Annotated in this window: 23 protein-coding genes; 19 read left to right on the top strand and 4 right to left on the bottom strand. The window is 40.8% G+C overall.

Translation table 11 applies throughout. From position 1 onward, the window contains the following. The first annotated feature begins 4 nt into the window (after nucleotides 1-4). The 8 genes from nuoL (at nucleotide 5) to spoIIQ (ending at nucleotide 9,766) form a co-directional block, all read left to right on the top strand. Nucleotides 5-1,861: an NADH-quinone oxidoreductase subunit L gene (gene nuoL / locus AMD01_RS22575; RefSeq protein ID WP_053403705.1), complete on the top strand. Its 1,857-nt coding sequence runs from the start codon at nucleotides 5-7 to the stop codon at nucleotides 1,859-1,861. Next, complete coding sequence (locus AMD01_RS22570; RefSeq protein WP_053403704.1) at nucleotides 1,861-3,348, top strand: complex I subunit 4 family protein; 1,488 nt, start codon at nucleotides 1,861-1,863, stop codon at nucleotides 3,346-3,348. The genes nuoL and AMD01_RS22570 overlap by 1 nt, the downstream gene beginning before the upstream one ends. Before the next feature lie 6 nt (nucleotides 3,349-3,354). Next, on the top strand, nucleotides 3,355-4,854 hold the full coding sequence (nuoN, locus tag AMD01_RS22565) for an NADH-quinone oxidoreductase subunit NuoN (RefSeq protein ID WP_053403703.1): 1,500 nt from the start codon (nucleotides 3,355-3,357) through the stop codon (nucleotides 4,852-4,854). Between the two features lie 137 nt (nucleotides 4,855-4,991). After that, on the top strand, nucleotides 4,992-5,231 hold the full coding sequence (locus tag AMD01_RS22560) for a DUF1146 family protein (protein ID WP_053403702.1): 240 nt from the start codon (nucleotides 4,992-4,994) through the stop codon (nucleotides 5,229-5,231). 155 nt (nucleotides 5,232-5,386) lie between these two features. After that, nucleotides 5,387-6,139: a YwmB family TATA-box binding protein gene (locus tag AMD01_RS22555; protein ID WP_053403701.1), complete on the top strand. Its 753-nt coding sequence runs from the start codon at nucleotides 5,387-5,389 to the stop codon at nucleotides 6,137-6,139. Between the two features lie 31 nt (nucleotides 6,140-6,170). Further along, on the top strand, nucleotides 6,171-7,478 hold the full coding sequence (murA, locus tag AMD01_RS22550; RefSeq protein ID WP_053403700.1) for a UDP-N-acetylglucosamine 1-carboxyvinyltransferase: 1,308 nt from the start codon (nucleotides 6,171-6,173) through the stop codon (nucleotides 7,476-7,478). 196 nt (nucleotides 7,479-7,674) lie between these two features. Beyond that, the gene (gene spoIID / locus AMD01_RS22545) at nucleotides 7,675-8,718 is read left to right on the top strand and encodes a stage II sporulation protein D (RefSeq protein WP_053403699.1); all 1,044 of its coding nucleotides are present in this window, start codon (nucleotides 7,675-7,677) and stop codon (nucleotides 8,716-8,718) included. 181 nt (nucleotides 8,719-8,899) lie between these two features. After that, nucleotides 8,900-9,766 (top strand): stage II sporulation protein SpoIIQ, encoded by an 867-nt coding sequence (gene spoIIQ, locus AMD01_RS22540; RefSeq protein WP_053403698.1) that lies wholly within the window; start codon nucleotides 8,900-8,902, stop codon nucleotides 9,764-9,766. Nucleotides 9,767-10,572: 806 nt separating this feature from the next. Here spoIIQ and AMD01_RS24350 read toward each other — a convergent pair. Then, a complete protein-coding gene (locus tag AMD01_RS24350; RefSeq protein ID WP_157052831.1) occupies nucleotides 10,573-10,743 on the bottom strand; it encodes a hypothetical protein in 171 nt (56 codons plus the stop codon). An 866-nt stretch (nucleotides 10,744-11,609) separates the two neighbouring features. Between AMD01_RS24350 and spoIIID the strand changes: the two genes are divergently transcribed. From spoIIID to AMD01_RS22510, 6 genes are all read left to right on the top strand, one after another. Beyond that, nucleotides 11,610-11,882 carry a sporulation transcriptional regulator SpoIIID gene (spoIIID, locus tag AMD01_RS22535; protein WP_053403697.1) on the top strand — a complete coding sequence of 91 codons (273 nt, stop codon included), beginning with the start codon at nucleotides 11,610-11,612 and terminating at the stop codon, nucleotides 11,880-11,882. A 348-nt stretch (nucleotides 11,883-12,230) separates the two neighbouring features. After that, nucleotides 12,231-13,232: a rod shape-determining protein gene (mreB, locus tag AMD01_RS22530; protein ID WP_053403696.1), complete on the top strand. Its 1,002-nt coding sequence runs from the start codon at nucleotides 12,231-12,233 to the stop codon at nucleotides 13,230-13,232. A gap of 93 nt (nucleotides 13,233-13,325) precedes the next feature. Beyond that, entirely contained in the window at nucleotides 13,326-14,165 is an 840-nt protein-coding gene (locus AMD01_RS22525; protein WP_053403695.1) for a flagellar hook-basal body protein, read from the top strand. 42 nt (nucleotides 14,166-14,207) lie between these two features. Continuing rightward, nucleotides 14,208-15,044, top strand: coding sequence for a flagellar hook-basal body protein (locus AMD01_RS22520; protein ID WP_053403694.1), 837 nt, complete (start codon nucleotides 14,208-14,210; stop codon nucleotides 15,042-15,044). Between the two features lie 129 nt (nucleotides 15,045-15,173). Beyond that, a complete protein-coding gene (gene fabZ, locus AMD01_RS22515) occupies nucleotides 15,174-15,605 on the top strand; it encodes a 3-hydroxyacyl-ACP dehydratase FabZ (protein WP_053403693.1) in 432 nt (143 codons plus the stop codon). A gap of 307 nt (nucleotides 15,606-15,912) precedes the next feature. Next, entirely contained in the window at nucleotides 15,913-16,287 is a 375-nt protein-coding gene (locus AMD01_RS22510; RefSeq protein WP_053403838.1) for a hypothetical protein, read from the top strand. A gap of 424 nt (nucleotides 16,288-16,711) precedes the next feature. Here AMD01_RS22510 and AMD01_RS22505 read toward each other — a convergent pair whose 3' ends face one another. Beyond that, a complete protein-coding gene (locus tag AMD01_RS22505; protein ID WP_157052829.1) occupies nucleotides 16,712-17,146 on the bottom strand; it encodes a helix-turn-helix domain-containing protein in 435 nt (144 codons plus the stop codon). Between the two features lie 344 nt (nucleotides 17,147-17,490). On the opposite strand from AMD01_RS22505, the gene AMD01_RS24340 reads away from it, so the two are divergent. Next, nucleotides 17,491-17,661, top strand: a complete 171-nt coding sequence (locus tag AMD01_RS24340) for a hypothetical protein (protein ID WP_157052828.1) — start codon at nucleotides 17,491-17,493, stop codon at nucleotides 17,659-17,661. Between the two features lie 6 nt (nucleotides 17,662-17,667). Here AMD01_RS24340 and AMD01_RS22500 read toward each other — a convergent pair whose 3' ends face one another. Further along, the gene (locus AMD01_RS22500) at nucleotides 17,668-18,102 is read right to left on the bottom strand and encodes a YwpF family protein (protein WP_053403691.1); all 435 of its coding nucleotides are present in this window, start codon (nucleotides 18,100-18,102) and stop codon (nucleotides 17,668-17,670) included. A gap of 117 nt (nucleotides 18,103-18,219) precedes the next feature. Between AMD01_RS22500 and AMD01_RS22495 the strand changes: the two genes are divergently transcribed. Then, nucleotides 18,220-18,576: a single-stranded DNA-binding protein gene (locus AMD01_RS22495; protein ID WP_053403690.1), complete on the top strand. Its 357-nt coding sequence runs from the start codon at nucleotides 18,220-18,222 to the stop codon at nucleotides 18,574-18,576. Nucleotides 18,577-18,894: 318 nt separating this feature from the next. Here AMD01_RS22495 and AMD01_RS22490 read toward each other — a convergent pair whose 3' ends face one another. Further along, nucleotides 18,895-19,950: a C40 family peptidase gene (locus tag AMD01_RS22490; protein ID WP_053403689.1), complete on the bottom strand. Its 1,056-nt coding sequence runs from the start codon at nucleotides 19,948-19,950 to the stop codon at nucleotides 18,895-18,897. Between the two features lie 434 nt (nucleotides 19,951-20,384). On the opposite strand from AMD01_RS22490, the gene galU reads away from it, so the two are divergent. The 3 genes from galU (at nucleotide 20,385) to AMD01_RS22475 (ending at nucleotide 25,159) form a co-directional block, all read left to right on the top strand. Next, nucleotides 20,385-21,260, top strand: a complete 876-nt coding sequence (galU, locus tag AMD01_RS22485) for a UTP--glucose-1-phosphate uridylyltransferase GalU (RefSeq protein ID WP_053403688.1) — start codon at nucleotides 20,385-20,387, stop codon at nucleotides 21,258-21,260. A gap of 284 nt (nucleotides 21,261-21,544) precedes the next feature. Further along, complete coding sequence (locus tag AMD01_RS22480) at nucleotides 21,545-22,978, top strand: N-acetylmuramoyl-L-alanine amidase (RefSeq protein WP_053403687.1); 1,434 nt, start codon at nucleotides 21,545-21,547, stop codon at nucleotides 22,976-22,978. Nucleotides 22,979-23,224: 246 nt separating this feature from the next. Next, complete coding sequence (locus tag AMD01_RS22475) at nucleotides 23,225-25,159, top strand: S8 family peptidase (RefSeq protein ID WP_053403686.1); 1,935 nt, start codon at nucleotides 23,225-23,227, stop codon at nucleotides 25,157-25,159. Nucleotides 25,160-25,310: the final 151 nt, after the last annotated feature.

Raw genomic sequence — 25,310 nt, 5'->3', positions numbered from 1 at the left:
ACGCATGATGGAAAATGCTTGGCTCATACCGCTGTTTCCACTCATCTCCTTTATCGTGTTGCTTTTGTTTGGTCGAGTCTGGAGAGAACGGAGTCCTTATGTAGGAATTATTTTGGTATTTCTATCATTTGTACTGTCGCTACTTGTGTTAGTAGATCGATTAAAAGAGGCAACCTATAAAGCTGAGGGAACGTGGCTTCATGTTGGCAGTACATCGATTACGATGGGATTTGAAGTGAATCAGTTAAACGCGTTGATGCTTGTCATCGTGTCACTTGTAAGTTTGCTTGTACATCTTTATTCCAAAGGATATATGAAGAAAGATGCGCGAATTGGCACCTTTTTCTCTTACCTAGGATTGTTTACCTTTGCGATGCTTGGACTAGTGCTTGCTCCAAATTTACTACAGCTGTATATTTTCTGGGAGCTTGTAGGGGTGGGCTCATTCTTATTAATTGGCTTCTATTTCTACAAAGAAGAAGCAAAGGCAGCTGCTAAAAAAGCGTTTATCATGACGAGAATCGGAGACGTTGGCTTATTTATTGGCATGATGCTTCTGTTTTGGCAAGTAGGGAGCTTTGAATACGATAAAATTTTTCAAGCGGTGCAAAACGGCACGCTTTCCTCTAGCTACATTACGCTAACAAGCATCCTCATTTTTATTGGTGCCATTGGAAAGTCAGGTCAGCTTCCGCTACATTCATGGTTACCAGATGCGATGGAGGGTCCAACGCCTGTATCAGCATTAATTCATGCTGCGACCATGGTAGCAGCAGGTGTGTATCTTGTAGCTAGTCTGTTTCCCCTGTTTTCTGCGAGTGAAACGGCTATGATGGTTGTGGCAACTGTTGGAGGAGTAACGGCTTTATTTGCGGCTACCATTGGCCTTGTGCAGACGGATATTAAGAGGGTGCTTGCGTATTCAACGATGAGTCAGCTTGGGTATATGATGCTTGCATTAGGAGTAGGAGGGTATGTTGCAGGTGTTTTTCATCTCACCACCCATGCATTTTTTAAAGCACTTCTGTTCCTTGCTGCAGGAAGCGTCATTCACGCCGTTCATACGCAAAATATTGAAGAGATGGGAGGACTGTGGGGCAAGCTTCGAAAAACGGGTGTCCTGTTCCTGATCGGTACGATGGCGATTAGCGGTGTTCCTCTCTTATCAGGATTTTTTAGTAAAGAAGAGATCATCGGAGCAGCATGGTCTAGCGGACATTATGTACTGTTCGCGCTTGCACTGTTTACAGCGTTTTTAACCTCTTTTTACATGTTTCGCCTTTTCTTTATGGTGTTTACAGGAGAAGCAAACAAACGTCATAAAGATGTTCATGACTCGCCAATGATTATGATTGTACCGATGGGCGTTCTTGCTGTACTAGCAGTGGTAGCAGGATACGTAAATGTCCCGCGGGATTTCCTTGCTGAATGGTTAACAAAAGGTGCACCAGGACTAGTAAGTGAAGGGCATGCGCCTCTTTGGTTAATGATTACGGCAACGATTATATCCCTTGCTGGCATTTACCTAGCGTACCTCATGTACGGTAAGAAAAGTATTTCGAGAGACACATTCTCATCGTCCGCTCCATTCATCTACAAGCTTTTAAAGGAAAAGTATTATATGGATGAGCTTTATCAGAAAACCATTATTGCTCTTGTTCATCTCATACGTCGTATTGGAAAAGCAATTGACCAGTACATCGTAAACGGAGTGATTGTACTGATCATCAATGTGATTCAAGGGATCGGATCAGCAGGATCAACGGTGCAAAATGGCCAAATACAGCGCTATAGTTTCGTAGCGATCATTGGTCTCGTACTTCTACTAGTAATCGTTGCCGTGACAGGAGGGTATTTATAATGAGTACGTTCTTGCTGAGTCTTATCATTTTTTCACCTTTAATCGGAATGCTCCTACTCTTTTTTATACCGAAAAACCGTGAAGTGTTAATTAAAGCAGTAGGAGTGAGTTCAACGATCTTTACCTGTCTTCTTATGGTCCTACTATATATTCAGTCATCTGGGGGAAATAGCTATGATTCGTTTTCACAAAAGGCGACATGGTTTCGTTTCGGAGACCCGGAGCTGTACGGAAAATATTTTTCCGTTTCGTACGAAGTAGGCATTAATGGCTTTTCATTCCTCATGATCGCACTTACCGCATTTTTATGTCTGCTCGCTTCTATTGCATCTTTTAAAATTAAACATAACTGGAAAGGCTATTTCCTTTTATTTCTTACGCTCCAAATTGGTATGATGGGCGTATTTGCGGCAGAAAACCTTGTCCTTTTTTTCATCTTTTTCGAAGTAACGCTCATTCCGATGTTTTTCTTAATTGGTCGGTGGGGCTTATTCGAGAAAGAAAAAGCCTCCTATTATTTTCTCATTTACAACGGAATTGGATCAGCGATTTTATTAGTCGTCTTTGTTCTTTTGTTCGCGAAAACAGGCACGGCTAATATTGATCAGCTACAGGGGATTTTACAATCAACCGATGCTTTTTCGAACAAAGAAAAGCTAACGTTACTCATAGCACTATTAATTGCATTCGGTATCAAGTTACCGATTTTTCCACTGCATACTTGGGTGTTGAAGGTTCATACCCAAGCTCCCGTTCCGATCGTTATGGTTCATGCAGGTGTGCTACTGAAAATAGGTGCGTTCGGTTTGATTCGTTTCGGAATGGGATTCTTTCCTGATCAGTTCGCCCATATGTCGTTTCTTATCGCGCTCCTCGGAGTCATTAACTTGCTGTTTGGTGCCTTTTTAGCTCTGAAGCAGGATGATTTAAGACTTGTATTAGCTTATTCAAGTCTTTCACATATGGGGATCATCCTCATGGGATTAGGAGCAGGAAACGAATCAGGAATACAAGGGGCTGTTTTCCAAGTCATTTCTCACGGGTTAATTGCTGCCTTTTTGTTCTTCTTGATTGGTGTTTTATACGAGCGTACAGGTACGACGACACTCTCAAAGCTCGGCGGATTGGCGAAAAATATGCCGATTGCATCGGGATTTCTACTAGCAGGCGGGCTCGCTTCTCTTGGATTGCCTGGAATGTCAGGGTTCATTAGCGAATTCATGGCCTTTATGGGATTGTTTCAACACGCACCTTATCTAGCCGGCATTGCGACGCTCGGGATGATTTTAACAGCTGTGTATGTGTTAAAGGCCGTGTTAAGCATAACGTTCGGAAATGAAGTGAAGTCAGTAGAGGGGAAAGACCTTAATCGTCTAGAGTGGGCACCTGCACTGCTGTTTATCTTCCTTATTATCGGGATTGGTGTTTATCCGTCCCTGTTAACGAATATGATTCAACCGGTACTTGATACCATGGTATGGGGGTGAACGGAAGTGGATATGGATACGTTACTGAGCTACCAGTGGTCAGCAATGATGCCAGAATTTATCATTTTAGGTGTCGCAACTTTGATATCGTTGCTTGATTTATTTGTTGGAAAAAGAATTAAGCATAGCTGGCTTGGTTATTTGGCTGCTGCTGGCGTAATCGGATCATTTGTGTCACTGTGCTTGTTGCGAAAGGGACTACCCGTTACGATTCTATACGATACCTTTCGTTTAGATAGCTTTGCGGTCACCTTTAAATTTCTATTACTCATTGGTGCGTTCTTTACGCTACTGATTGCCATCCATGAACGTTCTGATGAAATTAAACATCGAGGAGAGTTCTATTATCTCTTTTTAACGGCTCTGTTAGGAGCAATGATGATGGCATCTAGCGGGGATTTGATCACGCTGTTCGTTGGACTTGAGCTTCTCTCTATCTCCTCCTATATATTAGCAGGAATAAAAAAGAGTTCACTCCGTTCAAACGAAGCGGCCTTAAAATACGTCATCACCGGCGGCATTGCATCGGCTATTGCGCTATTTGGACTAAGTTATATATACGGAATAACAGGTTCAACAAATTTACTTACCATCTCAGAAGTGCTAGGCGAAAATCAAAGCTATGAGTTTATTGCGGTGTTAGCTTTCTTGCTTGTACTGGTAGGATTGACGTTTAAAATTGCATCGGCTCCTTTTCACATGTGGGCTCCGGATGTTTACGAGGGATCACCAACTTCTGTAACAGCCTTTCTTAGTATCGTATCCAAAACAGCTGGTTTTGTTCTCATTTTACGCGTCTTTCTCAGCGTGTTTGCGAATGTACCAATGCTACAAAAAAGCGTCACCTTCTTGTACGGGATGCAGGATTATCTTTTTATCGTAGCCGGTGTCACGATCGTGATCGGAAATGTAGTAGCACTGAGACAAAAAAATATGAAGCGTTTATTTGCCTACTCTAGTATTGCGCATGCGGGCTATGTATTAGTAGCTTTTGCCGTTTTATCACCCTTTATGATGGATGCCATCTGGTTTTACCTGCTTGCCTATCTTTTTATGACGGTCGGAGCGTTTACGGTAATTCATATTATTCAACAGCAGCAGGGGAACGATGGGATTACCTCCTTCGCTGGTTTATACAAAACATCACCTTACTTAGCAATCGTCATGAGTGGTTTTCTGCTTTCGCTAGCAGGGATTCCGGGAACGGCTGGATTTATCGGTAAGTTCAATATCTTTCTCGGAGCGCTTGCCACGTCTCCTACACATTACGTCATTGTATCACTCATGATCATAGCAACCGTTATCTCCTATTACTACTACTTTGGCATCTTCACACAAATGTTTTTTCGCTCGGCTGAACAGGAGCGAACCTATAGGGTTCCAAGGGTACTTCTCTTTTCGACATTCCTTTGCCTGGGCGCTACGATCATACTTGGAATCTTTCCAAATGTTGCGTATCAGTTTTTCTTTAATGAAGTGCATCAATTCAAAGATTTTTTCAATTAGAAAGTGGATAATTTTAGTTGAAGTTTGAAGCAAATAGAACAATGTGGTTTAATATAGAAGGAACCAAGTGTCGCCCAATGTCTGTAGCTGCTTGTTAACAGACAAAGGGCGATTTTATTTCAAAAGGGGGGATCCTATTGTTTGCAGGATCTGGACCGCAAGCACTCATTACCCTTATTTCACATTTGTTTTTTATTGCTCTCACATGGTACGCATTGCAAGGTTTTCAAATTGAGCGTGCAATGAAACCGAATCGAGTAGCGCAAGCGCGATTATTGATGATTTTTCTCACCATCGCGATTGGATCAAGCGTAAGTAATTTCTTTTTGGATTATTTATTTTGGTCGCAGCAACTTCCCAACGTGTTTTCACCTTAACTCGCTGTGTAAAGAAGGAATATAAGCCAAATTTCACCTTTAAAAAACGTGTAAGTACAAAAAAATATCCCTATATGTCTAAACATGACGAGTTTTTTCGAGTATTTATCGTCCTATTCTGGAAAAAATGAAGAATAGGAGAGGACGTGACGGGGATGAATAAAAAAATTAGTGTCTTTTTGGCTATTTTCTTTCTTGGATTCTTCATTTATTATGGGAGTTATGTGAGTCAAGCTAAAGGTAATAACGATGTACCTGTTATGCAAATCGCACAGACTTTATTGGACAAAGATGTTGCTGTTACATCATGGTCCTTATATACGAAAGAAGAGGTTCCATCAGTTATTTCTAAAGAAACGTTCGTCAAAAAAATTAATGAATTAAAATTTTCATTAAAAGGTTTCAAATGGGAATTGAAAAGGGAAAGAGATGTGTGGAAAGCAGTTGGATTGCATTACAACAAAGATTCTGAAATGATGGAAGAAGTTCAATTGGTTTCGACCCTTAAAAACAAAACATCGGATTCGTATATATTATATCATGTGGCAGGAAAAGCTTGGGATAAGCACCAGTGGAATTTAGGCTATGATGAATTTCAAAAAAGCTATCATAAAATTTTCACATTTAATCCCAAAATTTTCTCTTGTGTAAAAGGGCAGTTCAATGATAAGATGAAAAGTGTTTTGTCTTTAGGTAAGGATGAGCTGTTGGAAGCTTTTAAGGCCAAAACAGTGGAATCGTTGGTTGAGGAGACATTTGTCTCGGTGTCCGCATATACTGGAATGTGGAAAGAAGTATTGCCAACCAAAAACAACAAGATGAATTTACAAATAGCATTGCGAAAGACTGGATTGGGCGGTAAGACAACCGTAGTTGTTGGCACACCCATTATTACGTCTGAATATTAATATAGAGAAAATGGACGCGGAGGGGAATACCTTGGAAAAAATCATCGTCCGCGGCGGAAAAAGGCTGAACGGCACTGTTAAGGTAGAAGGAGCAAAAAATGCCGTATTACCTATTATCGCTGCAACATTATTAGCTAGTGATGGAAAAACAATTCTAAATGATGTACCTGCACTCTCCGATGTATTTACGATCAGTGAGGTATTACGTCACCTTAATGCAGAGGTAGATTTCGAAGGAAATCGCGTAATTGTAGATGCATCTAGAGAACTTAAAACGGATGCACCGTTTGAATATGTACGAAAAATGCGCGCATCTGTACTTGTAATGGGTTCTTTATTGGCTCGTACAGGGAAAGCTCGTGTTGCATTGCCAGGAGGATGTGCAATTGGTTCTCGACCAATTGACCAGCATTTAAAAGGCTTTGAAGCAATGGGCGTAAAAGTAAAAGTAGGAAATGGATTTATTGATGCAGAAGTAGAAGGAAAGTTACAAGGTGCGAAAATCTACCTGGACTTCCCAAGTGTAGGTGCTACTGAAAACATCATGATGGCAGCAACATTAGCAGAAGGAACAACAATCCTTGAGAACTGTGCAAAAGAACCAGAAATCGTAGACTTAGCTAACTTGTTAAATGCAATGGGAGCAAAGGTACGTGGCGCTGGAACTGGTACGATTCGTATCGAGGGAGTTTCTAAATTATATGGTGCTACACATGCAATTATTCCAGACCGTATTGAAGCTGGAACATTTATGGTTGCCGCTGCGATTACAGGCGGGAACGTATTGGTAAGAGGAGCTCTTATGGAGCACCTAAGTTCACTTGTTGCGAAAATGGAAGAAATGGGCGTGCAAATCACCGAAGAGGGAGACGGCCTACGTGTTATTGGTCCAGATAAGTTAAAGCCAATTGACATTAAAACAATGCCACATCCGGGCTTCCCGACAGATATGCAGTCACAAATGATGTCTCTTTTACTAGCAGCTGAAGGAACAAGCATGATCACAGAAACAGTATTCGAAAACCGTTTCATGCATGTGGAAGAATTCAGACGCATGAATGCAGATATTAAAATTGAAGGGCGTTCAGTAATCATTAACGGACCTTCTAAGCTTCAAGGTGCAGAAGTCTCTGCTACAGACCTTCGTGCAGCAGCAGCGTTAGTTTTAGCTGGTCTGATCGCAGATGGTTTCACTCGTGTAACAGAACTTAAGCACTTAGATCGTGGCTATGTTGATTTCCACGGCAAGTTATTAGGATTGGGTGCAGACATTGAACGTGTAAACGATCAAGCAACACAAGAACCTGCCCAACAATCTGTTTCAGATATGAACGTATAAAAAAAAGTGACCCTATAATGGGTCTCTTTTTTTTGTCGTTTTATGGTGAAAAAACAGGTGCATGTCTTAGTCTCGTCCCTTCTAATTCTCTTTCTGTTTTCCCTATTCATAAAAAATTACAGTCATAAATGGTTGTCCACCTCCATAAAAATGAAGTAGAAGAGGTTAAATTCATGAAGTGGAGGCTCAATCATTGATGAAACGTTTAAAGCCTGTCGTCGTAATTATCGCCATACTATCCTTCGTTATTTTATGTATTCCGACAGTATTAGTCATTCCATTTACGGATCAAACCGGAGGGAAATTAGGAGAGGATTCTCACCATACACAAAAGACGCTGCAAGCACTCGCCGCAGAGCCAGCGGTAGATGTGGCGGTGTACCGAGCAAAAAAGCAGGAGGTTGAAGAGGTCCCTCTTGAAGATTATGTCGTCGGAGTGGTGGCATCCGAAATGAAAGCGGATTTTGAGATGGAGGCTTTAAAAGCACAAAGCCTCGCTGCTCGTACGTATATTGTTAGAAAGCTAGTAAATGGATCAGAGCTTAAAATGAAAAAAGGTTCCAAAGAGTTTGATGCACGTGATACAACGGCTGATCAAGTATATGCTAGTCCAGAGGAACTAAAGATACGTTGGGGTTCAGATTACGATCAAAACATGAAGAAAATCACGGAAGCGGTAGAGGCTACAAGAGGGCAAGTAATCGTCTATAATAATGCTCCTATTGATGCGGTGTTTTATTCAACGAGCAATGGACGTACAGAAGATGCAAAAGTGGTCTGGGGATCGTCTCTTCCTTATCTACAGAGCATCGATAACCCATGGGATAAAGACTCGCCAAAATTCACAGCGCAAACGTCGATGACCGTGTCAGACTTTGAGCAAAAGATTTATGCCGCTACTAATAAGAAAGTGTCGATTGAGAACGATCTTGGAAAAGTGGTATCACGTACTCCTGGTGGGCGCGTAGATAAGTTACAGCTAGACGGCAAGACGTTTAAAGGCACGGACATTCGTAGCGCTCTTGGTTTAAAATCAACAGACTTTACGTGGGTACGAAAAGGCAATGAGCTTTTAATTACAACAAAAGGGAATGGTCATGGCATTGGTATGAGTCAGTACGGTGCCGATGGAATGGCGAAAGCCGGAAAATCGTATATGGACATTATTCATTTTTACTACAAGAATGTGCAGATTGCGGAGGCTTCAAAATATCTATCTACTCTAACCGCCAAAAAATAATAAAGGTGTAAAAAGCGTACTCATTGTGAGTGCGCTTTTTTTCTTTTTACCCCTTCATTTAATAGGTCTTCCTATTTCTTTGCATAAAATCGTTCTCTCTTGCAGAAAATAATCGAAAAAATTTTTAGACGATGTATATATTTAGTAGATTCTGTTCAAAATGGTTGCTGAGGTGATATTAATGAGAGAGGAAGAAAATAAACGTATGACAAAACCTTCCAAAGTTCAAAAATTATTTAGAAAACGTTGGGTATTTCCAGCTGTATACTTATTCAGCGCAGCAATCATCATCACAGCTGTATTATGGTTCCAAGGAAATGCAGCCGATCAAGATAAGCAAAAAGCAGGGAATGCTCCACAGCATGGACAACACGATTCAGTTGAAGTAAGCAATGCAGTCGAAAAGCTAGTTATGCCTGTTGTAAAAGAGAATAGCGTAGAAGTGAAAACACCATTCTATAGCAGCACAGCATCTGAGAAAGAACAGCAAGCAGCTCTTGTCTTTTATAATAATACGTACCATCAAAATACAGGAATTGATGTTGTTGCGAAAGATGGTAAAACATTTGATGTAACAGCAGCAGCTAGTGGGACGGTTACGAAGGCAGTGAAAGATCCAATCTTAGGTTATACGGTAGAAATCGATCACCAAAATGGTTTAGTGACATTCTACCAATCGTTATCTGATGTAAAAGTTCAAGCTGGCGATACAGTGAAGCAAGGTCAAGTCATCGCAAAAGCTGGTGAGAGTACTTACAATGCAGAAGCAAAAACGCATCTTCATTTTGAAGTACGCAAAGACGGCGTAGCGATTAACCCAACTGATTCATTCAGCAAGCAGTTGGCTACAATTAAAGCAGAGGTAGTATCTGAAACAACACCTGAGGGTGGAAATTCAAATACAACTGAGCAAGGTACAGAAGAAGGAACAAAGTCTACGGACGAGCAGTCTAAAAAGCAGCCTTCAACTGGCACTGAGTCAAAGGATCAAACAAACACAACAGATGATGGATCATCATCTGATGAAGACCAATCAACTGGTCAATAATAGGAGAGTCGCTTTGTCGGAAGAGTATTCCGGTAAAGCGGCTTTTTTGTGTTAGATTGGTTGATTTTCGTTAGAGCAACCAGTCCGTCTCGTCGCTATGATTCTTAGTGTATTTAATGGTCATAAGCTATTAGTGCTTTGTCTCAATCATTTGTGTCTCTTAAAAGAGGAATTTTTAAAAGCGACCAGTTCGTCTCTTCGCTACAGATTGCTTCGCTTTCCACGGGGCGAGCGTTGAGCTTCCTCGTCGCTACGCATCCTGCGGGATCTCAGCTGACTCGCTAGTCCCGTAGGAGTCTTCGCATCTTTCGCTCCGATCCTTAGTGTTTGAAAAGGTTAGGTCAAAAGGGTGCTCGCCTGAACGTCTCTTTATAGTAGTAATGATTTGTTAGAGCGACGGGTTCGTCTCTTCGCTACAGATTGCTTCGCTTTCCACGGGGCGAGCGTTGAGCTTCCTCGTCACTCCGTTCCTGCGGGATCTCATCTGACTCGCTAATCCCGTAGGAGTCTTCGCATCTTTCGCTCCGATCCTTAGTGTTTAGAAACAGACTTGTCAAATGAGTGGCTTTGTAATAGTGGTACTTGTTTAGAACGACAGGTCGGTCCCTTCACTACAGATTGCTCCCTTTCCGCAGGGCAGGCGGTGAGCTTCCTCGTCGCTGCGCATCCTGCGGGATCTCACCTGACCTGCTAGTCCTGCAGGAGTGGAGCATCTTACGTTCCGGGCCCAATGTTCAGACGATGAGGACGGTTGAGATGAATACGTCATTTTGATGACGAAGTCTGCTTTGGAGTAGCTGATCTTTTTAAAAGCGATAGGTCGGTCCCGCCGCTACAGATTGCTTCGCTTTCCACGGGGCGAGCGCTGAGCTTCCTCGTCGCTGCGCGTCCTGCGGGATCTCATCTGACTCGCTAGTCCCGTAGGAGTCTTCGCATTTTTCGCTATGATCCTTAGTGTTTAGAAACAGACTTGTCAAATGAGTGGCTTTGTAATAGTGGTACTTATTTAGAACGACAGGTCGGCCCCTTCACTACAGATTGCTCCCTTTCCGCAGGGCAGGCGTTGAGCTTCCTCGTCGCTGCGCATCCTGCGGGATCTCACCTGACCTGCTAGTCCTGCAGGAGTGGAGCATCTTACGTTCCGGGCCCGATGTTCAGACGATGAGGACGGTTGAGATGAATAGGTCATTTTGATGACGAAGTCTGCTTTGAAGTGGCTGATCTTTTTAAAAGCGATAGCTCTGTCCCTCCACTACAGATTGCTTCGCTTTCCACGGGGCGAGCGCTGAGCTTCCTCGTCGCTGCGGGATCTCAGCTGACTCGCTAGTTCCGTAGGAGTCTTCGCATCTTTCGCTCCGATCCTTAGTGTTTAGAAAAAGTCTTGTTAAAAATAGGTCTCTTTTACATTGGTCGTTCTTCGTTAGAGCGATCAGTGCGTTATTTTACTATAGATTCCTTCTATTCTCTTGTTGTATGAAAGTTGTTGTTTAATTGGTGTGTGTGATTTTATTTGGTGTAGATTTATCCTGGTCTTCTCAGGATAGGGGTGAATATTTGCTCGAAAAAGGTCTATTTTTCTTTAAATGGGGTTAAAAACGCAAAAAAGTAAAAAAAATCTGATAAAATCCTTGTCCCGCTTGACATTTATAGCATATATCCTCAACCAAGCTAATAAACTGTTACAAACCTAACAAAGAGAATGTATGAGGTGAGGGATCGTCATATGACATCGGAGACCCGACTATCATGTAGTGAGGAGTTGTTACAGGATTATCCTTCTTCGTGTTGTCAGAGCGAATCTCATTTCACGCTTCTCACATCCAATTTGGGGAGGTCGAGTGGTGTGCATGATTACATCAAAGAGAGAACTATCAAGATTGGAAAGTATATTGTAGAAACTCGAAAAACTGTACGCGTTATTGCGAAGGAGTTTGGCGTTTCGAAGAGTACTGTCCATAAAGACTTAACGGAAAGACTACCAGAAATTAATCCTGAATTAGCAAACGAAGTGAAAGAGATTCTTGATTATCATAAATCAATCAGGCATTTGCGTGGCGGTGAAGCCACAAAGTTAAAGTACAAAAAAGAAGAGTTACAAGAGGAACCAGCCAAGTGAATATAGATCGATCATAAAAGCTCAAATGTGAGAAGAGTATTTTCACGTTTGGGCTTTTAGTTTGTGTCGTTTTTTAAAACAGAATAAACGAGTGTTCCTCACTGACTAGGGAATTATGCGTTTGAGGGGGATTTTTGGTTGCAACCACTGCTAAACTAGCTAGTAGCTGTTAGTGCAAATTGTCTAAAGTGATCTATCACAATCATATTCGCTTCCTAAAAGCAACATTCGTTAGAAATATTTTTCCGTAAAATTCTACATGTATAACCAAATTATGATAAAATATTTAATTAGGAAAAAAAGACAGAGGTCATAGGAAAAATGGCGCTTGAAAGGAGCAATTAACGGATGTTGGCAAAAGATATCGGCATCGATCTTGGCACGGCGAACGTATTAATTCATGTGAAGGGGAAAGGGATTGTACTCAATGAACCTTCTGTGGTTGCGATAAACAAAAATAATGGCAAAGTTTTAGCGGTTGGTGAAGAAGCGAGACGTATGGTTGGACGTACTCCGAGTCATATTGTTGCGATGAGACCTTTAAAAGATGGCGTAATTGCCGATTTTAATATTACAGAGGCAATGCTTAAATACTTCATTAATAAACTAAATGTAAAAGGCTTTTTATCAAAGCCTCGCATTCTGATTTGTTGTCCAACGAATATTACATCAGTGGAGCAAAAAGCAATTCGTGAAGCTGCTGAAAAAAGCGGGGGCAAAAAGATTTATCTTGAAGAAGAGCCTAAGGTAGCCGCAATTGGAGCTGGAATGGATATTTTCCAACCAAGCGGAAACATGGTCGTAGATATCGGCGGGGGAACGACGGATGTAGCAGTTCTTTCAATGGGTGATATCGTAACGGCAAGCTCAATAAAAATGGCAGGCGATCGTTTCGATCAAGAAATTTTAAGCTACATTAAACGTGAATACAAGCTTTTAATCGGGGAACGTACAGCAGAGGATATTAAAATCCAAATTGGTACCGTATTCCCAGGTTCTCGTAATGAAGAAATGGACATTCGCGGACGTGATATGGTATCTGGGTTGCCTCGTACAGTAACGGTAAGATCTCAGGAAGTGGAAGAAGCGCTTCGTGAGTACGTAACGGTCATTGTGCAAGCATCTAAAAGTGTCCTAGAGCAAACACCACCAGAACTTTCTGCAGATATAATAGATCGTGGAGTCATTTTAACAGGTGGCGGTGCATTGTTGCACGGGATGGACCAGCTTCTTGCGGAAGAACTGAAAGTGCCTGTGTTCATTGCTGAAAGTCCAATGGATTGCGTGGCAATTGGAACAGGTATCATGCTTGATAATATGGATAAGCTACCGCGCCGTCAGTTCAATTAACTAAGCTTGTAACACGTAAAACTGTATTCAATGATCAAATGCCGATTGATTTAACTTGCTTCTATCCAATCGAAGTTTTGAGGTGACTAAGTGATGTTTAAAGGTTTTTATACAGCTTCATCCGCTATGATTGCTCAGCAACGCCGTACAGACCTATTAACGAATAATTTGGCTAATGCCAACACGCCTGGTTTCAAAGCTGATCAAGCATCACTGCGAGCTTTTCCTGATATGCTTTTACAGCGTATGAACAACCATAGCTTTTCAAAAGAGAACGGTGATTCAGCTACTCCGAGGGAGACGCTTGGATCAATTAATACAGGTGTCTATATGCAGGAGAACATGCCGAATTTTCTTCAAGGAGATCTTCGTGAAACAAAGCAACCAACAGACTTTGCTATTTTAGACGGAACTCTTCCTGCGGATGAAAAGACAGGACGTAAAGGTACGCTCTTTTTCACCGTTCAAGGAGAAGACGGAAAGCCTCGCTATACACGTGATGGGAAGTTTACATTGGACGGACAGGGCTTTTTAACAACCAATCAAGGCAACTACGTATTAGATGAAAACGGGGCTAAAATTCAGCTGCAAAGCGCGAATTTTCAAGTGGGAAACGACGGAATGATTACGGAAAATAATCAGCAGGTTGCACGTGTGGGCCTTGCCTATGCACAGGATCCGATGGCGCTTGAGAAAGAGGGAAATGGTTATTATCATATGACAAATAATCAAGCTCTTCCATCTGCTTTAACAGCCAATGGCGTTTCGTTTCAAGTCCATCAAGGCTTTATTGAAGGTTCAAACGTAGATATGTCTCAAACGATGACAGAGCTTCTGACTACCTATCGTTCATTTGAAGCCAACCAAAAGATTTTACAAGCATACGACCGCAGTATGGATCGAGCTGTAAATGAAGTAGGACGATTACGTTGACGCATATCAACATAAAACTACGTAGAACAAAGGAGAATGATTGTGAATCGTTCAATGATTAATGCGTCCAATACGATGGGACAGCTTCAGTATCAGATTGATGTCATCGGTGACAATTTAGCGAACGTCAATACAAACGGTTTTAAAAGCAGGGACGTTAGCTTTAGTGACCTTCTTTATCAGCAGTTTGACAATCAGCCTGATCAGCAGAAGGAGCAGGGACGCCTAACGCCTTATGGAATTCGTCAAGGTTCCGGTGCGAAACTATCTCAAACCTATCTGCAAATGAATCAGGGCTCCTTCATTCAAACAAATCGTGCTCTAGACGCAGCTCTTCAGAAAGAGGATCAATTCTTTCAAGTGCGTGTCAATCAAGACGGTCAGCAGGTAACGCAGTACACAAGAGACGGTGCGTTTTACATTTCACCGAATGGCACACAGTCTATGCTAGTGGATCGAGATGGGAATTCAGTGTTAGACGCAGCAGGAAATCCCATTGCGTTTCCACAAGATGCAACAGACGTTCAAATCACAGCATCGGGCGCTGTGGAGGTTACAACACCGGCAGGAAAGCAGTCTATTGACTTAGGAATCGTTCAAGTGAACAAACCACAGCTCTTAGAAGCAAAGGGAAACAATCACTTTCAGCTTCCAAATCTAGGAGCGATGAATGTCACAATGGCTGATGTACTTACTCCTCTAGCACCAGGAGCGAATCGTAATGATATCCTTCAAACGAAGGCGCTAGAACAGTCCAACGTAGACGTGAGTCAGCAAATGACAAACTTAACGATGGCACAAAAAGCGTACCAATTCAATGCACGAGCGATCTCTATGTCTGATCAGATGATGGGACTTGTGAATACAATACGATCATAAAGGAAAGAGGGCGATCTGTGATTGTCCTCTTTTCTATTTAGGTTGCATTTGTGTTTTGACGAGAGATTCAGTATAGTAAAATGGTTATGATCTAAATTATTTGTAAAATATTAGAAGGAGTGTGTGGACATGCTTGATATTCAAGAAATCAAAGATATTATTCCTCATCGTTATCCATTTTTATTAGTTGACCGTATTTTAGAAGTGGAAGAAGGTCAAAAAGCAGTTGGAATTAAGAATGTATCAGCGAACGAGGAGTTTTTCAATGGGCATTTCCCTGACTTCCCGGTTATGCCAGGCGTACTAATTGTTGAAGCGCTTGCTCAGGTAGGAGCAGTTGCGATGCTTAAAAAAGAAGAAAACCGTGGACGTCTTGCTTTCTTTGCAGGAATTGATAACTGCCGCTTTAAGCGCCAAGTAAAACCAGGGGATCAGCTACGTTTAGAGGTTGAAATGACGCGCGTACGTGCATCAATTGGTAAAGGGAGAGGAATTGCAACCGTGGACGGAGAAATAGCGTGTGAAGTTGACATTACGTTTGCTTTAGGAGACAAAGCTTAAGATAGTTTCGTCTACATTTTGATCGATGCTTAGGACTCTACCGAATGCTTATGGCCTTTTCTAGTAGTAATGATAAGTATAAAAGTAATGTACGAACGATAGCACAAAAATGACTAACGACAAGAGATGGAAGTCCTCATGACTTCCATCTCTTGTCGTTAAATGAATTTATTGCTAGAATAATAAAGGTTAGTGTGACTTATCTGATTTTTCAAATGCTTGCTAGCGCTTTGAAGGCGGACAAAGAATTGCTTGGCAGGAAAGAAAAAGGAATAAGTGAAAAAAAGTTTGGAGGCTATAATCATTGATGCTAAAAAATCTACCACAAGGAACGAAAATTAGTATTACTCGTTCTATTCATATTGCATTTGAACAGTACATGAATAACATTCAATGGAATGAAACTCAGTTTGATATGAACGACTTCATCAAGCAATGGAAACAGTATATTGAGCAAAACGCATCTTGGTTTAAGAATTTAGACGCTGAGACGAAGGCAGATCCTATATTTCACGAAGAATTAGCAGTAAAGATCAATGAAACGATTGAAAAGATCTTAGCTGAGGAGCCGACAGAAGAACAAATTCAACAGCTTGAAGAGCTTACGAAATCGACAGGAAAAGAGATTGATTACTCTTCTAAGCTTGAGGCACGTTATCTAATTGATACGTTATCTAATTAATTGATGATAGATTAGGGTGATTAGCACATTTGCTAATCACCTTTTTATATGAGGTAAAAAAGGCGAACAAAAAAAGGTAAAAAGAACTAAAAGGAACGTTTGTTCGATAAAATGATAGATTTTATTAAATAGAGGTGATAAGATAAAATCAACAGTCGCAAGAATAATTTTCCACTTTTTCACGAAAGGGGATGATGACTATTTCAGTGTTTGAGAGTCTTAATTTACTCGTGCAATCGAATATGATGGTTCTCGCAATGCTGACATTTATCGTATCGCTCATCATGATGTTCAAGAAAAAACAGTAGCTAGACATAAGCTACTGCTTCACAATGGTTTCTTTCATTTGCGACTGTGATCAGGTGTGGCAGCACCTGATTTTCTTTCTTTTATTGTAAAGAAAAGTGAAAAGATGGGCAAGCATTTAGTTGCTTTTTAAAGAGGCTGTATGTTTAATAAACTCGCAAAGAGATGGAATGAAGGTTTCTTGTTGTGTGGAGGGAAGAGAAATAAGCAGCTCGATCAGCTGATGAAAAGCAGGATACTGTTCCATGAGCTCTCGTAACTCTTTCACTTCATGTTCAAAAAGCGATGTGGCACCATAGAAGTGATTCGCATCCTTTAAGATACTTTTCCTGGAGCTTTTACAGCCTTTGTAACCAACAAAGCTGTCGATGCTACTATCAAATAAATCACAAATCATCATAATATCTTCGATAGAAGGAAGCTGTTTGTCTGTTTCCCACTTGGTAATTTTGGAACGAGAGGTGTTTAATTTTAATGCGAGCTCATCTTGTGACAATCCCCGTCTTTTACGTCCTCGTCGGACATTTTTGGCAATTACATTCATTAACATCATCCATTTCGTTTCAAAAATTTGATCGATTATAGCACGTTTCGAAAAATGTGCGAAAAAGTCACTTCTTATAAAAAAGGAAAACAATATGATGAATAAATATAACCTTCTCTTGAGACTGTGTTACGAAACAGGTGAAACCGTAAGATTCAGTAAGGAACCCCGCTGTATAAACAAGTAAGTATCTAAAATAGTAGAAAGAAACCCGCTGTAGTGATAATAAATCCCATTTGTCGAGATTTATGAATAAAAGGGCATTTTGTCACATTTTGGTTAAAAATGAGATATTGAAATTTATGGAAAATGCATTATTATTACAATTAGATAATAAAAAGGAGGATTGCATATTGACGAAATATTATTTAAGCAGAAGACAGCGTAGTTATAATCAGTTGGAAAGATCCCACACCGATCATTTTTTGTTAGGTAAACAGCGCGAGGTATACGTATTTCAGCCTTTAGGAAAAGACCAACGACGTCATGATTCCAAAAAAAGGACACCTGTTTGTAATCGCTAATCTCTGCTATTTTGAATGTGGAATGGTTTTGTAATGAATTCTCTCTTTAAAATGCTCAAGCAATTGCTCTCCCTCTAACCCTCGACTGATTAAGTCTTCTAGAATCGTTTCAGCAATGCTTAGCTTACGTGCAAGCAAGATCCCATCCAACAAAATGCTCACAGTATGTTCAAATACAGTGATTTTAGCAACGCTCACTTTAAATGTAGCAGGATCATTACTAGACTTTGTAATCGTAGCCTGAATGGTAAATGGTTGTTTTTCTTGATCTAATTCCTGAAAAAGCTCCACGTATTTACTCTCAACTAACGCCTCAATTGTCCAGTGATTTTCTCCATCCTCTTGATTAATAATTAATCCATCTAAAAGCTCGATAGGATGGCGGTTTTCATTTTCTTCTCCTACTACGACAGTTAGCGCTACTAATTTAAATGTCTTCATTTTTTGTTCCTCCTCACACCGTAAGATCATAATCAAATTTTATTTCATTATAGCATAAGATGTCGAAAGATTAATATTATTTAACCTATTATCCATGTTGCGAAAGGAATGGTCTCAATGATTAATCAAACGACCCTCGTTGGAAGACTCACAAAGGATCCTCAGCTAAAAAATACATCAGATGGTACAGCATATTCCCAAATCACCTTGGCAGTTAATCGTAATTTTCGTAATCAAGCAGGCGATTTTCATACAGATTTTGTCACCCTTACCTTATGGCGAAAAAATGCAGAAAACACGGTGATTTATTGCCGGAAGGGATCGGTAATCGGGGTAGTAGGACGAGTACAAACAAGAAGCTATGAAAACCAGCAACAGCGTGTATACACAACGGAAATTGTTGCGGAAAGTGTAAAGTTTCTGAGCGGGAAAGCTCAGGAAACATCGTCATCTCAGGAACAAGCTTTTTTATAAAATTTGCAGGAATGAAAGGAGGTGATGGAAACCCTAGCTACTAACTTTCTACTAAACAGAGGAAATTTACGCTCCTCTAAAAACCGTTCATGCAGCAAATGCATGAACGGTGCAGCACCCTCGTCCACATCCCCAAGAAAGAAAATAGGTTTACCCTCTCATTCATTTTTTATACCTTCAATCCTAAGCCGGCATCTGCCGGCTCTTTTTTTTTGCAATAAAAGTCAAAAATTACATAACCACCTATTTAAAATGATCGTTTTTTACTTCACATAAAAAGCACTTAGGATCCATCCCAAGTGCTTTTACTTGTGTATATTAGTTATTGTTAAAATGCTTCGCCCCTAAGTAACGAGGTGCCCAGTAGCTGTTATCAAGGCTTGAAATCGTGACGCCTGTAGAAGATCCAGCATGAAGGAATTGACGGTTACCAAGGTAAATTCCAAGATGTGACGGACCAGCTTTATAGGTCGTAAAGAAAACAATGTCTCCAGGCTGTGGATCGCTAACAGAAGTAGACATTCTCCAGTAATCTGCCGTTGTAAGACGCTTAACAGAAATTTGCTTATTTAATACGTAATTGATCATTCCACTGCAGTCAAATCCAGACGTAGTGTTACCGCCCCATTTATACGGAATTCCCATTAACGTTTTGGCATCACTAATCATCTTCGCAACGTCAATGCCGTTATCGCTTGGAGGAGCAGACGGTGAATCACTAGCGCTGCTTGCTTTATGAAGAGTTAGCACTTGGTTAACGAAAATAGCATCTGATGTTAAGTTGTTCCATGCTTTTAGATTTGCGACTGATACATTAAATAAGCGTGAGATTTTCGATAAGCTATCTCCACCTTTTACAGTATATGTATTAGTTTGGCTACCTGTACTTGGCGTGCTAGGAGCAGGTGCTGGCTGCGGCTTTGTTTCAACAGGTGCTGTAGGTGTACTGCTTGTCCCAGAAATTTTTAACGTTTGTCCAGCATAAATTTGATCACTATCCAAATTATTTAGCTTTTTCAAGTCTATTATAGACAGCTTGAATTTAGTGGAAATTTTCCAAAGACTATCTCCGCTCTCTACTTTATAAGTAGAGACAATAGCTGAGGCGGATGGCTTGTTTGACGTAGGTTTGGCCGGTGAAGACACAGGCGCGCTTTTACCTGGAATGTATAGGGTTTGTCCAATACGAATTGTGTCAGAGGTTAGCTTATTGAGTGATTTTAATTCAGTGGTCGTTAAATTGTACTTTTTTGATAATCCCCATAGAGAATCACCGGATTGTACCTTAATTTCATCTGCTGAAGCGTGCGAGTGAAATAGAAATGCGCTTCCGATTGCTGCAAAGGCAGTCATTGATAAGACTTTCTTTTTCATATTCATCCTCCTGAATTCAGAATTTTCAAATATATGTAAGTGTGACAATAGTATACTATTTGGTTATTCTACTTTTTTCTTATTACTTTACTATAATATGACAATTAAATACTGAAAGTAAATAGTTTATTGGAATTATATGTTCAATTATGCATTCTAAAGATCTATATATGATCTTTTTGAACACGCTTCGTGTGATTTTTTTAGTTATTTTGTCTTATTTTGTAGATTTATTGCAGTTTCCACATGCTGTCATATAGTAGTGGTAGTCCTAGCTTTTTATACATATCGTCTGAATTAAGAAGATGTTAACAAGGCATGAGGCAAAAGGTGAACTTTAGAGTGTATGTCTTATCAAAGTGTAAAAAGTGCCTATTAAAAGTCGATGAATAGCATATAATTTTTCTATAATAGAAATGAGGGGGGAGAGCATAGTGAACATACGTAAAGCCATTATACCAGCAGCAGGACTCGGCACCCGATTTTTACCAGCCACAAAAGCCCAGCCAAAAGAGATGCTTCCGATCGTTGATAAGCCAACCATTCAGTATATTGTGGAAGAGGCTGTGAAATCTGGAATCGAAGACATTATGATTATAAGTGGACGGGGAAAGCGAGCAATCGAAGATCATTTTGATAAATCCTATGAGCTTGAAGAGGAGCTTAGTAAGCGTGAAAAGTGGGACATGTTAGAAGGTATTCAGCGTATTTCAAACTTAGCCAATATCCATTACATACGCCAAAGAGAGCCTAAGGGCCTGGGAGATGCAATCTACCGTGCAAAAACGTTCGTTGGAGATGAGCCATTTGCGGTATTGCTTGGGGACGATATAATCGATTCAGATGTACCCGTACTGTCGCAGTTAATGGATGTGTACCAGACATATGAATGCCCTGTGATTGGCGTACAGGCTGTACCAGAGGGGGACGTAAGCAAGTATGGAATTCTCCATCCACGAGAGTATGAAAGTGGGCAAACGGTTATACCAATTCAATCACTAGTAGAGAAACCAAGCGTTCAAGAAGCGCCTTCTAATCTCGCCATTATGGGCCGATACATTTTAACGCCTAATATTTTCAACATTTTAGCATCATTGGCTCCTGGGGCTGGAGGAGAAATTCAGCTCACAGATGCGCTCTCTCAGTTAAGCGAGCAGCAGGAAATGGTAGGCTATCTTTTTGAAGGAAATCGATATGACGTAGGAGATAAAATAGGCTTTTTAAAGGCTAACCTTGATTATGCCCTTCGACGAGAAGAATTAAGAGAACCACTTTTAGCATACATAAGAGAATTGGTACAAAATCAGTAAAAGGGTAGAACCGAACCAACATAGTTCGGTTCTACCCTTTTTTATGATGCATTCGAGCACATAATTTTTTTGTGGGGATAGGAATTAGTGCGAATTACTATATTTTTATAAGTAATTAGAACTATTTTTTCTGTTTATACCTAAAAAGGGACTAATTACCTCGAATATTATTAATAATTTCTATAATTAGTCGAAGTTACTAATGATTCTATTATATGGTTAATAGTATCATTATTTAATATATACTAGTTTATGGCAGTTGTATTCTGAAAGGAGAGGAAGAATTGAAGAACAAAAGCACCATTGTTTTGGCCATCTTGGTTTTATTGATCAGCGCTTTTACGATTCCAGTAAAGGCTGCCACAACGTTCAGCGATGTGAGTAGCAGTTACCGAGCTGCAAAGGAAATTTATTATTTAGCAGAGGGAAATATTATCACAGGGTCTAATGGATCTTTTCATCCAAACAGCGACATTACAAGAGCAGAAGCAGTTTCCATTATTGGACGAGCTGTTGGGTTAAACGGCACGCAAAGGGAAACTCGTTTCGTGGACGTTCCCTCAACAAGCTTCGCATCAGGTTATATTCAATCTGCCTTTGAAAAAGGATTTGCAAATGGATATAGCGGTGGCTACTTTAAGCCTGGTCAACACGTAACGCGAGGAGAAATGGCCCTATTTATCAGCAAGGCCTTTGGTTATCATGCAACGACAACAGATGCAGCGATTAATGAATTGTTGTCTCGACATATTTCAGAAGGAATGGCAAATGGAGACTTCGGCGGCAAAGAACTTATTAAACGAGCCGACTTTGCGGTTTTTGTTGCGCGCGCGATTAATGATGAGCTTCGCCCTAACTACAAGCCGGTCTATCTGCAAGAGGGAACAGTGACAGCAAGTTCTCTACTTGTTCGAAAAGGGCCTTCTACGATCTACGGTTCAATAGGTTCCTTTACTCAAAATACAAAACTTAATGTATCACATACAGTTGGAAATTGGATTCAAGTTACGAATACAGCAAAGACTGTAACAGGTTTTGTGAGTAAGCAATATGTGACTCTAACAGATGTGGACGTTCCAGAAGTACCTACAACGCCACCGCCGACTAAAAATCCATTAGCGGGACAAACCATTGTTATTGACCCTGGTCATGGTGGGACAGATCCAGGTGCTTTAGGTAGTGGATTACGAGAAAAAGACGTGGTGCTGGATACTGGCCTAAAAGTTCGTAACATCCTGAAGAGAATGGGAATTTCTTATTACATGACGCGTGAAACAGATGTGTTCATCGTTCTGCAAGATCGTCCTGTACTGGCACAAAGTCACGGCGGAGATACGTTTGTTAGCATTCACGCCAACAAATTTAACGGCGCAGCAAACGGTACTGAAACATATTATTACGGAGCTGCAGCGACTGCAACGAATCCGTACATCACAAAAAGTAAATTGCTAGCACAAAGCATTCAAAAACGGTTACTGACAGAATGGCAGCTGAATGATCGAAAAGTCAAAACGGCTAATTATTACGTGTTGAAATACAATTCAATGCCATCTAGTCTAGCAGAGCTAGGGTTCATCGATAACCCGACGGATGCCAAAAAGCTAGGATCAAGCGTTTGGCGAGAACGTGCTGCTGAAGCCATTGTGCTAGGAATTTTAGATTACTATAAAGCGAGCGGTTATAACGTATCATCACTATATGATAAAGTTCGCCCATAGGTCTATTCCTTATTTTTGAAAAATATAAACATCATCTAAAAGAGAGCTTTTTGGCTCTCTTTTTATTGATTTTATACGGCTAATTAAGGACCAGAGACGTGTATATTTAGCAAATTTACCCTCTCATTTTTTTCTCATAGGGATATTTAATCAAGTAGAGAATCTAGAATTGTTTTTATCTTTTGGTTACATTAAGATAAAGAGGAAAATAGTAGTTTAGTAAAATGATAGGGAGAAATGTCCATAATGAAAAAAATGACGACCATTGTTGCACTTAGCTTCACTCTTTTGGTTTCTCCATTTTCTTTTACCTCATCTTCTGCAGATACGGTAAAAGAGCGCGTGCTTGTTTCCTTTAAAGGAGACATTGATCAAAAGCTTCTTAACCAAGTAGGAGCAGAGGACGTGCATAATTTTGATGAGCTTCATGTTTCTTCTATTAACGTGCCATCAAATCTTGTTCCCGTCCTGCAGGCTGATTCGAATGTCAGTGAAGTAACGGAAGAAAAGACCTACGAAACACAAGGTTATAGCACAGCTCCGCAGCAGGTGCTATGGTCCAACAAGGCGGTTCAGGCGCCAACAGCAAAAAGCCTCGGATATACAGGGAAGGGTGTAAAAATTGCTATTATAGATACTGGTATTGATCGTAACCACCCTGATCTGAAGGTTGCTGGAGGAGCATGCTTTAACGAGGATGCTTACGGAACCCGCTATTGTCCAAATGGCTATCAGGATGACGAAGGCCATGGAACTCATGTAGCTGGGATTATTGCAGCGCAAAATAACTCTGTTGGAATAGTCGGTGTTGCACCAAATGCAGCAATCTATGCTGTAAAATCATTGAATTCTGAAGGAGAAGGAACAACGACGTCTATTTTAGCGGGCATTAACTGGGCAATCCAAAATAAAATGGATGTTATTAACCTAAGCCTAACAGCTGATGAAGATGATTCAATGTTGCATAAAGCAGTCGATAAAGCCTATAACAATGGCATTCTCGTTGTGGCAGCAGCAGGAAATACAGGAAAAGCATCTGGACAGGGCGATACGGTTCAGTTCCCTGCTCGGTACAGCAGTGTCATTGCTGTATCATCTGTAAATAGTCAATTCAAACGAGTTCCTAGTTCTTCAAATGGCGATAAAGTTGAAGTAACGGCACCCGGAGATGATATCTACAGCACCGTCCCGTTATCAGTTGATTGGGACGGTAAGCGCGATGGCTACACGTGGATGACAGGTACGTCAATGGCAGCTCCGTTTGTGGTAGGTGTCCTCGCTCTTTATAAAGAGAAGTATCCGACTAAAACAGGTGCAGAGCTTCGTGACATGCTAGATTCAACGGCTTTTGATTTAGGAGCAAAGGGAAAGGATCAATATTTTGGATATGGTCTTGCCATGTTTAAAAATAGTCAATCCGTTTCCACACCGTCAGCAGCCGTAAGCACGGGGAAAGCAGCCTTTACGCTACCAGCGCTTCCTTCTGGAGCAAGCTACAACATTTACCGTGACGGACAGCTTTTAAAATCAAACGTAACAAACCCTTCCATTGAAGATTACGGCGTAAAAGGAACGTATTCCTACGAGGCAGCGGTTGTAACCGGAGGTCTTGAGCGAGACTGGACATCAACTATTTCGGCGATGATCACAGAGCCTTCTTATTTAGATGTACAAAAGCAGGATCGCTTTGCCTCCTCAATTGGTTATCTAAGTCATGATCATATTGTTAGTGGCTTCCAAGACGGTCGCTTTGGCGTACAGCTTTATCTAAAACGCTCTGAGGCAGTTGTGATGGCTGCACGTGCTATTGGTTTAAATGGCACACCTAGAGCTACAAAATTTAGCGACGTAGCGAAAACAAGCTTCGGTTCAGGGTATATTCAGTCTGCGGCTGAAAAAGGAATTATCTCAGGGTTTGGAGATGGAACATTCCAGCCGCAACAGCTTGTTACGCGCGCGGAAATGGCCATTCTTTTAGCAAGAGCCTATGATTTAAAATATATGACGACAAGTTCTTACAAGGATGTTTCAAGTAGCATGGCTGCCGCAAGTTCGATCAAAAAACTTGCTTACTACCATATTACAGAAGGCTATCCGGATCGTACTTTCCGTCCGTATAATCAAATTATTCGCGGCGATTTTGCCATTTTCTTAGCAAATGCAGAAAAGCTAGGAAAATAAGCCAAGAGAACAAAAGAGCGCTGATCTCAATGAGATCAGCGCTCTTTTTATTTCTCTCAAGGCGTCTATCAAACGAAACGTAAGGAACAAAATAATAGAGTTTGCATATGATAGTAGTTGATTAACATCCAAAAGCTCCTATTAATTACTT

The organism is Priestia koreensis, assembly GCF_001274935.1.
Taxonomy (GTDB): Bacteria; Bacillota; Bacilli; order Bacillales; family Bacillaceae_H; genus Bacillus_AG; species Bacillus_AG koreensis.
This window is presented reverse-complemented; position numbering and strand designations above follow the sequence as displayed.

Coding starts and splice junctions, on each gene's coding strand:
- nuoL (WP_053403705.1), top strand. CDS start 5: ATGATGGAAAATGCTTGGCTCATACCGCTGTTTCCACTCATCTCCTTT.
- AMD01_RS22570 (WP_053403704.1), top strand. CDS start 1,861: ATGAGTACGTTCTTGCTGAGTCTTATCATTTTTTCACCTTTAATCGGA.
- AMD01_RS22555 (WP_053403701.1), top strand. CDS start 5,387: ATGAATAAAAAAATTAGTGTCTTTTTGGCTATTTTCTTTCTTGGATTC.
- spoIID (WP_053403699.1), top strand. CDS start 7,675: ATGAAACGTTTAAAGCCTGTCGTCGTAATTATCGCCATACTATCCTTC.
- spoIIQ (WP_053403698.1), top strand. CDS start 8,900: ATGAGAGAGGAAGAAAATAAACGTATGACAAAACCTTCCAAAGTTCAA.
- mreB (WP_053403696.1), top strand. CDS start 12,231: ATGTTGGCAAAAGATATCGGCATCGATCTTGGCACGGCGAACGTATTA.
- AMD01_RS22525 (WP_053403695.1), top strand. CDS start 13,326: ATGTTTAAAGGTTTTTATACAGCTTCATCCGCTATGATTGCTCAGCAA.
- fabZ (WP_053403693.1), top strand. CDS start 15,174: ATGCTTGATATTCAAGAAATCAAAGATATTATTCCTCATCGTTATCCA.
- AMD01_RS22510 (WP_053403838.1), top strand. CDS start 15,913: ATGCTAAAAAATCTACCACAAGGAACGAAAATTAGTATTACTCGTTCT.
- AMD01_RS22505 (WP_157052829.1), bottom strand. CDS start 17,146: ATGATGTTAATGAATGTAATTGCCAAAAATGTCCGACGAGGACGTAAA.
- AMD01_RS22500 (WP_053403691.1), bottom strand. CDS start 18,102: ATGAAGACATTTAAATTAGTAGCGCTAACTGTCGTAGTAGGAGAAGAA.
- AMD01_RS22495 (WP_053403690.1), top strand. CDS start 18,220: ATGATTAATCAAACGACCCTCGTTGGAAGACTCACAAAGGATCCTCAG.
- AMD01_RS22490 (WP_053403689.1), bottom strand. CDS start 19,950: ATGAAAAAGAAAGTCTTATCAATGACTGCCTTTGCAGCAATCGGAAGC.
- AMD01_RS22475 (WP_053403686.1), top strand. CDS start 23,225: ATGAAAAAAATGACGACCATTGTTGCACTTAGCTTCACTCTTTTGGTT.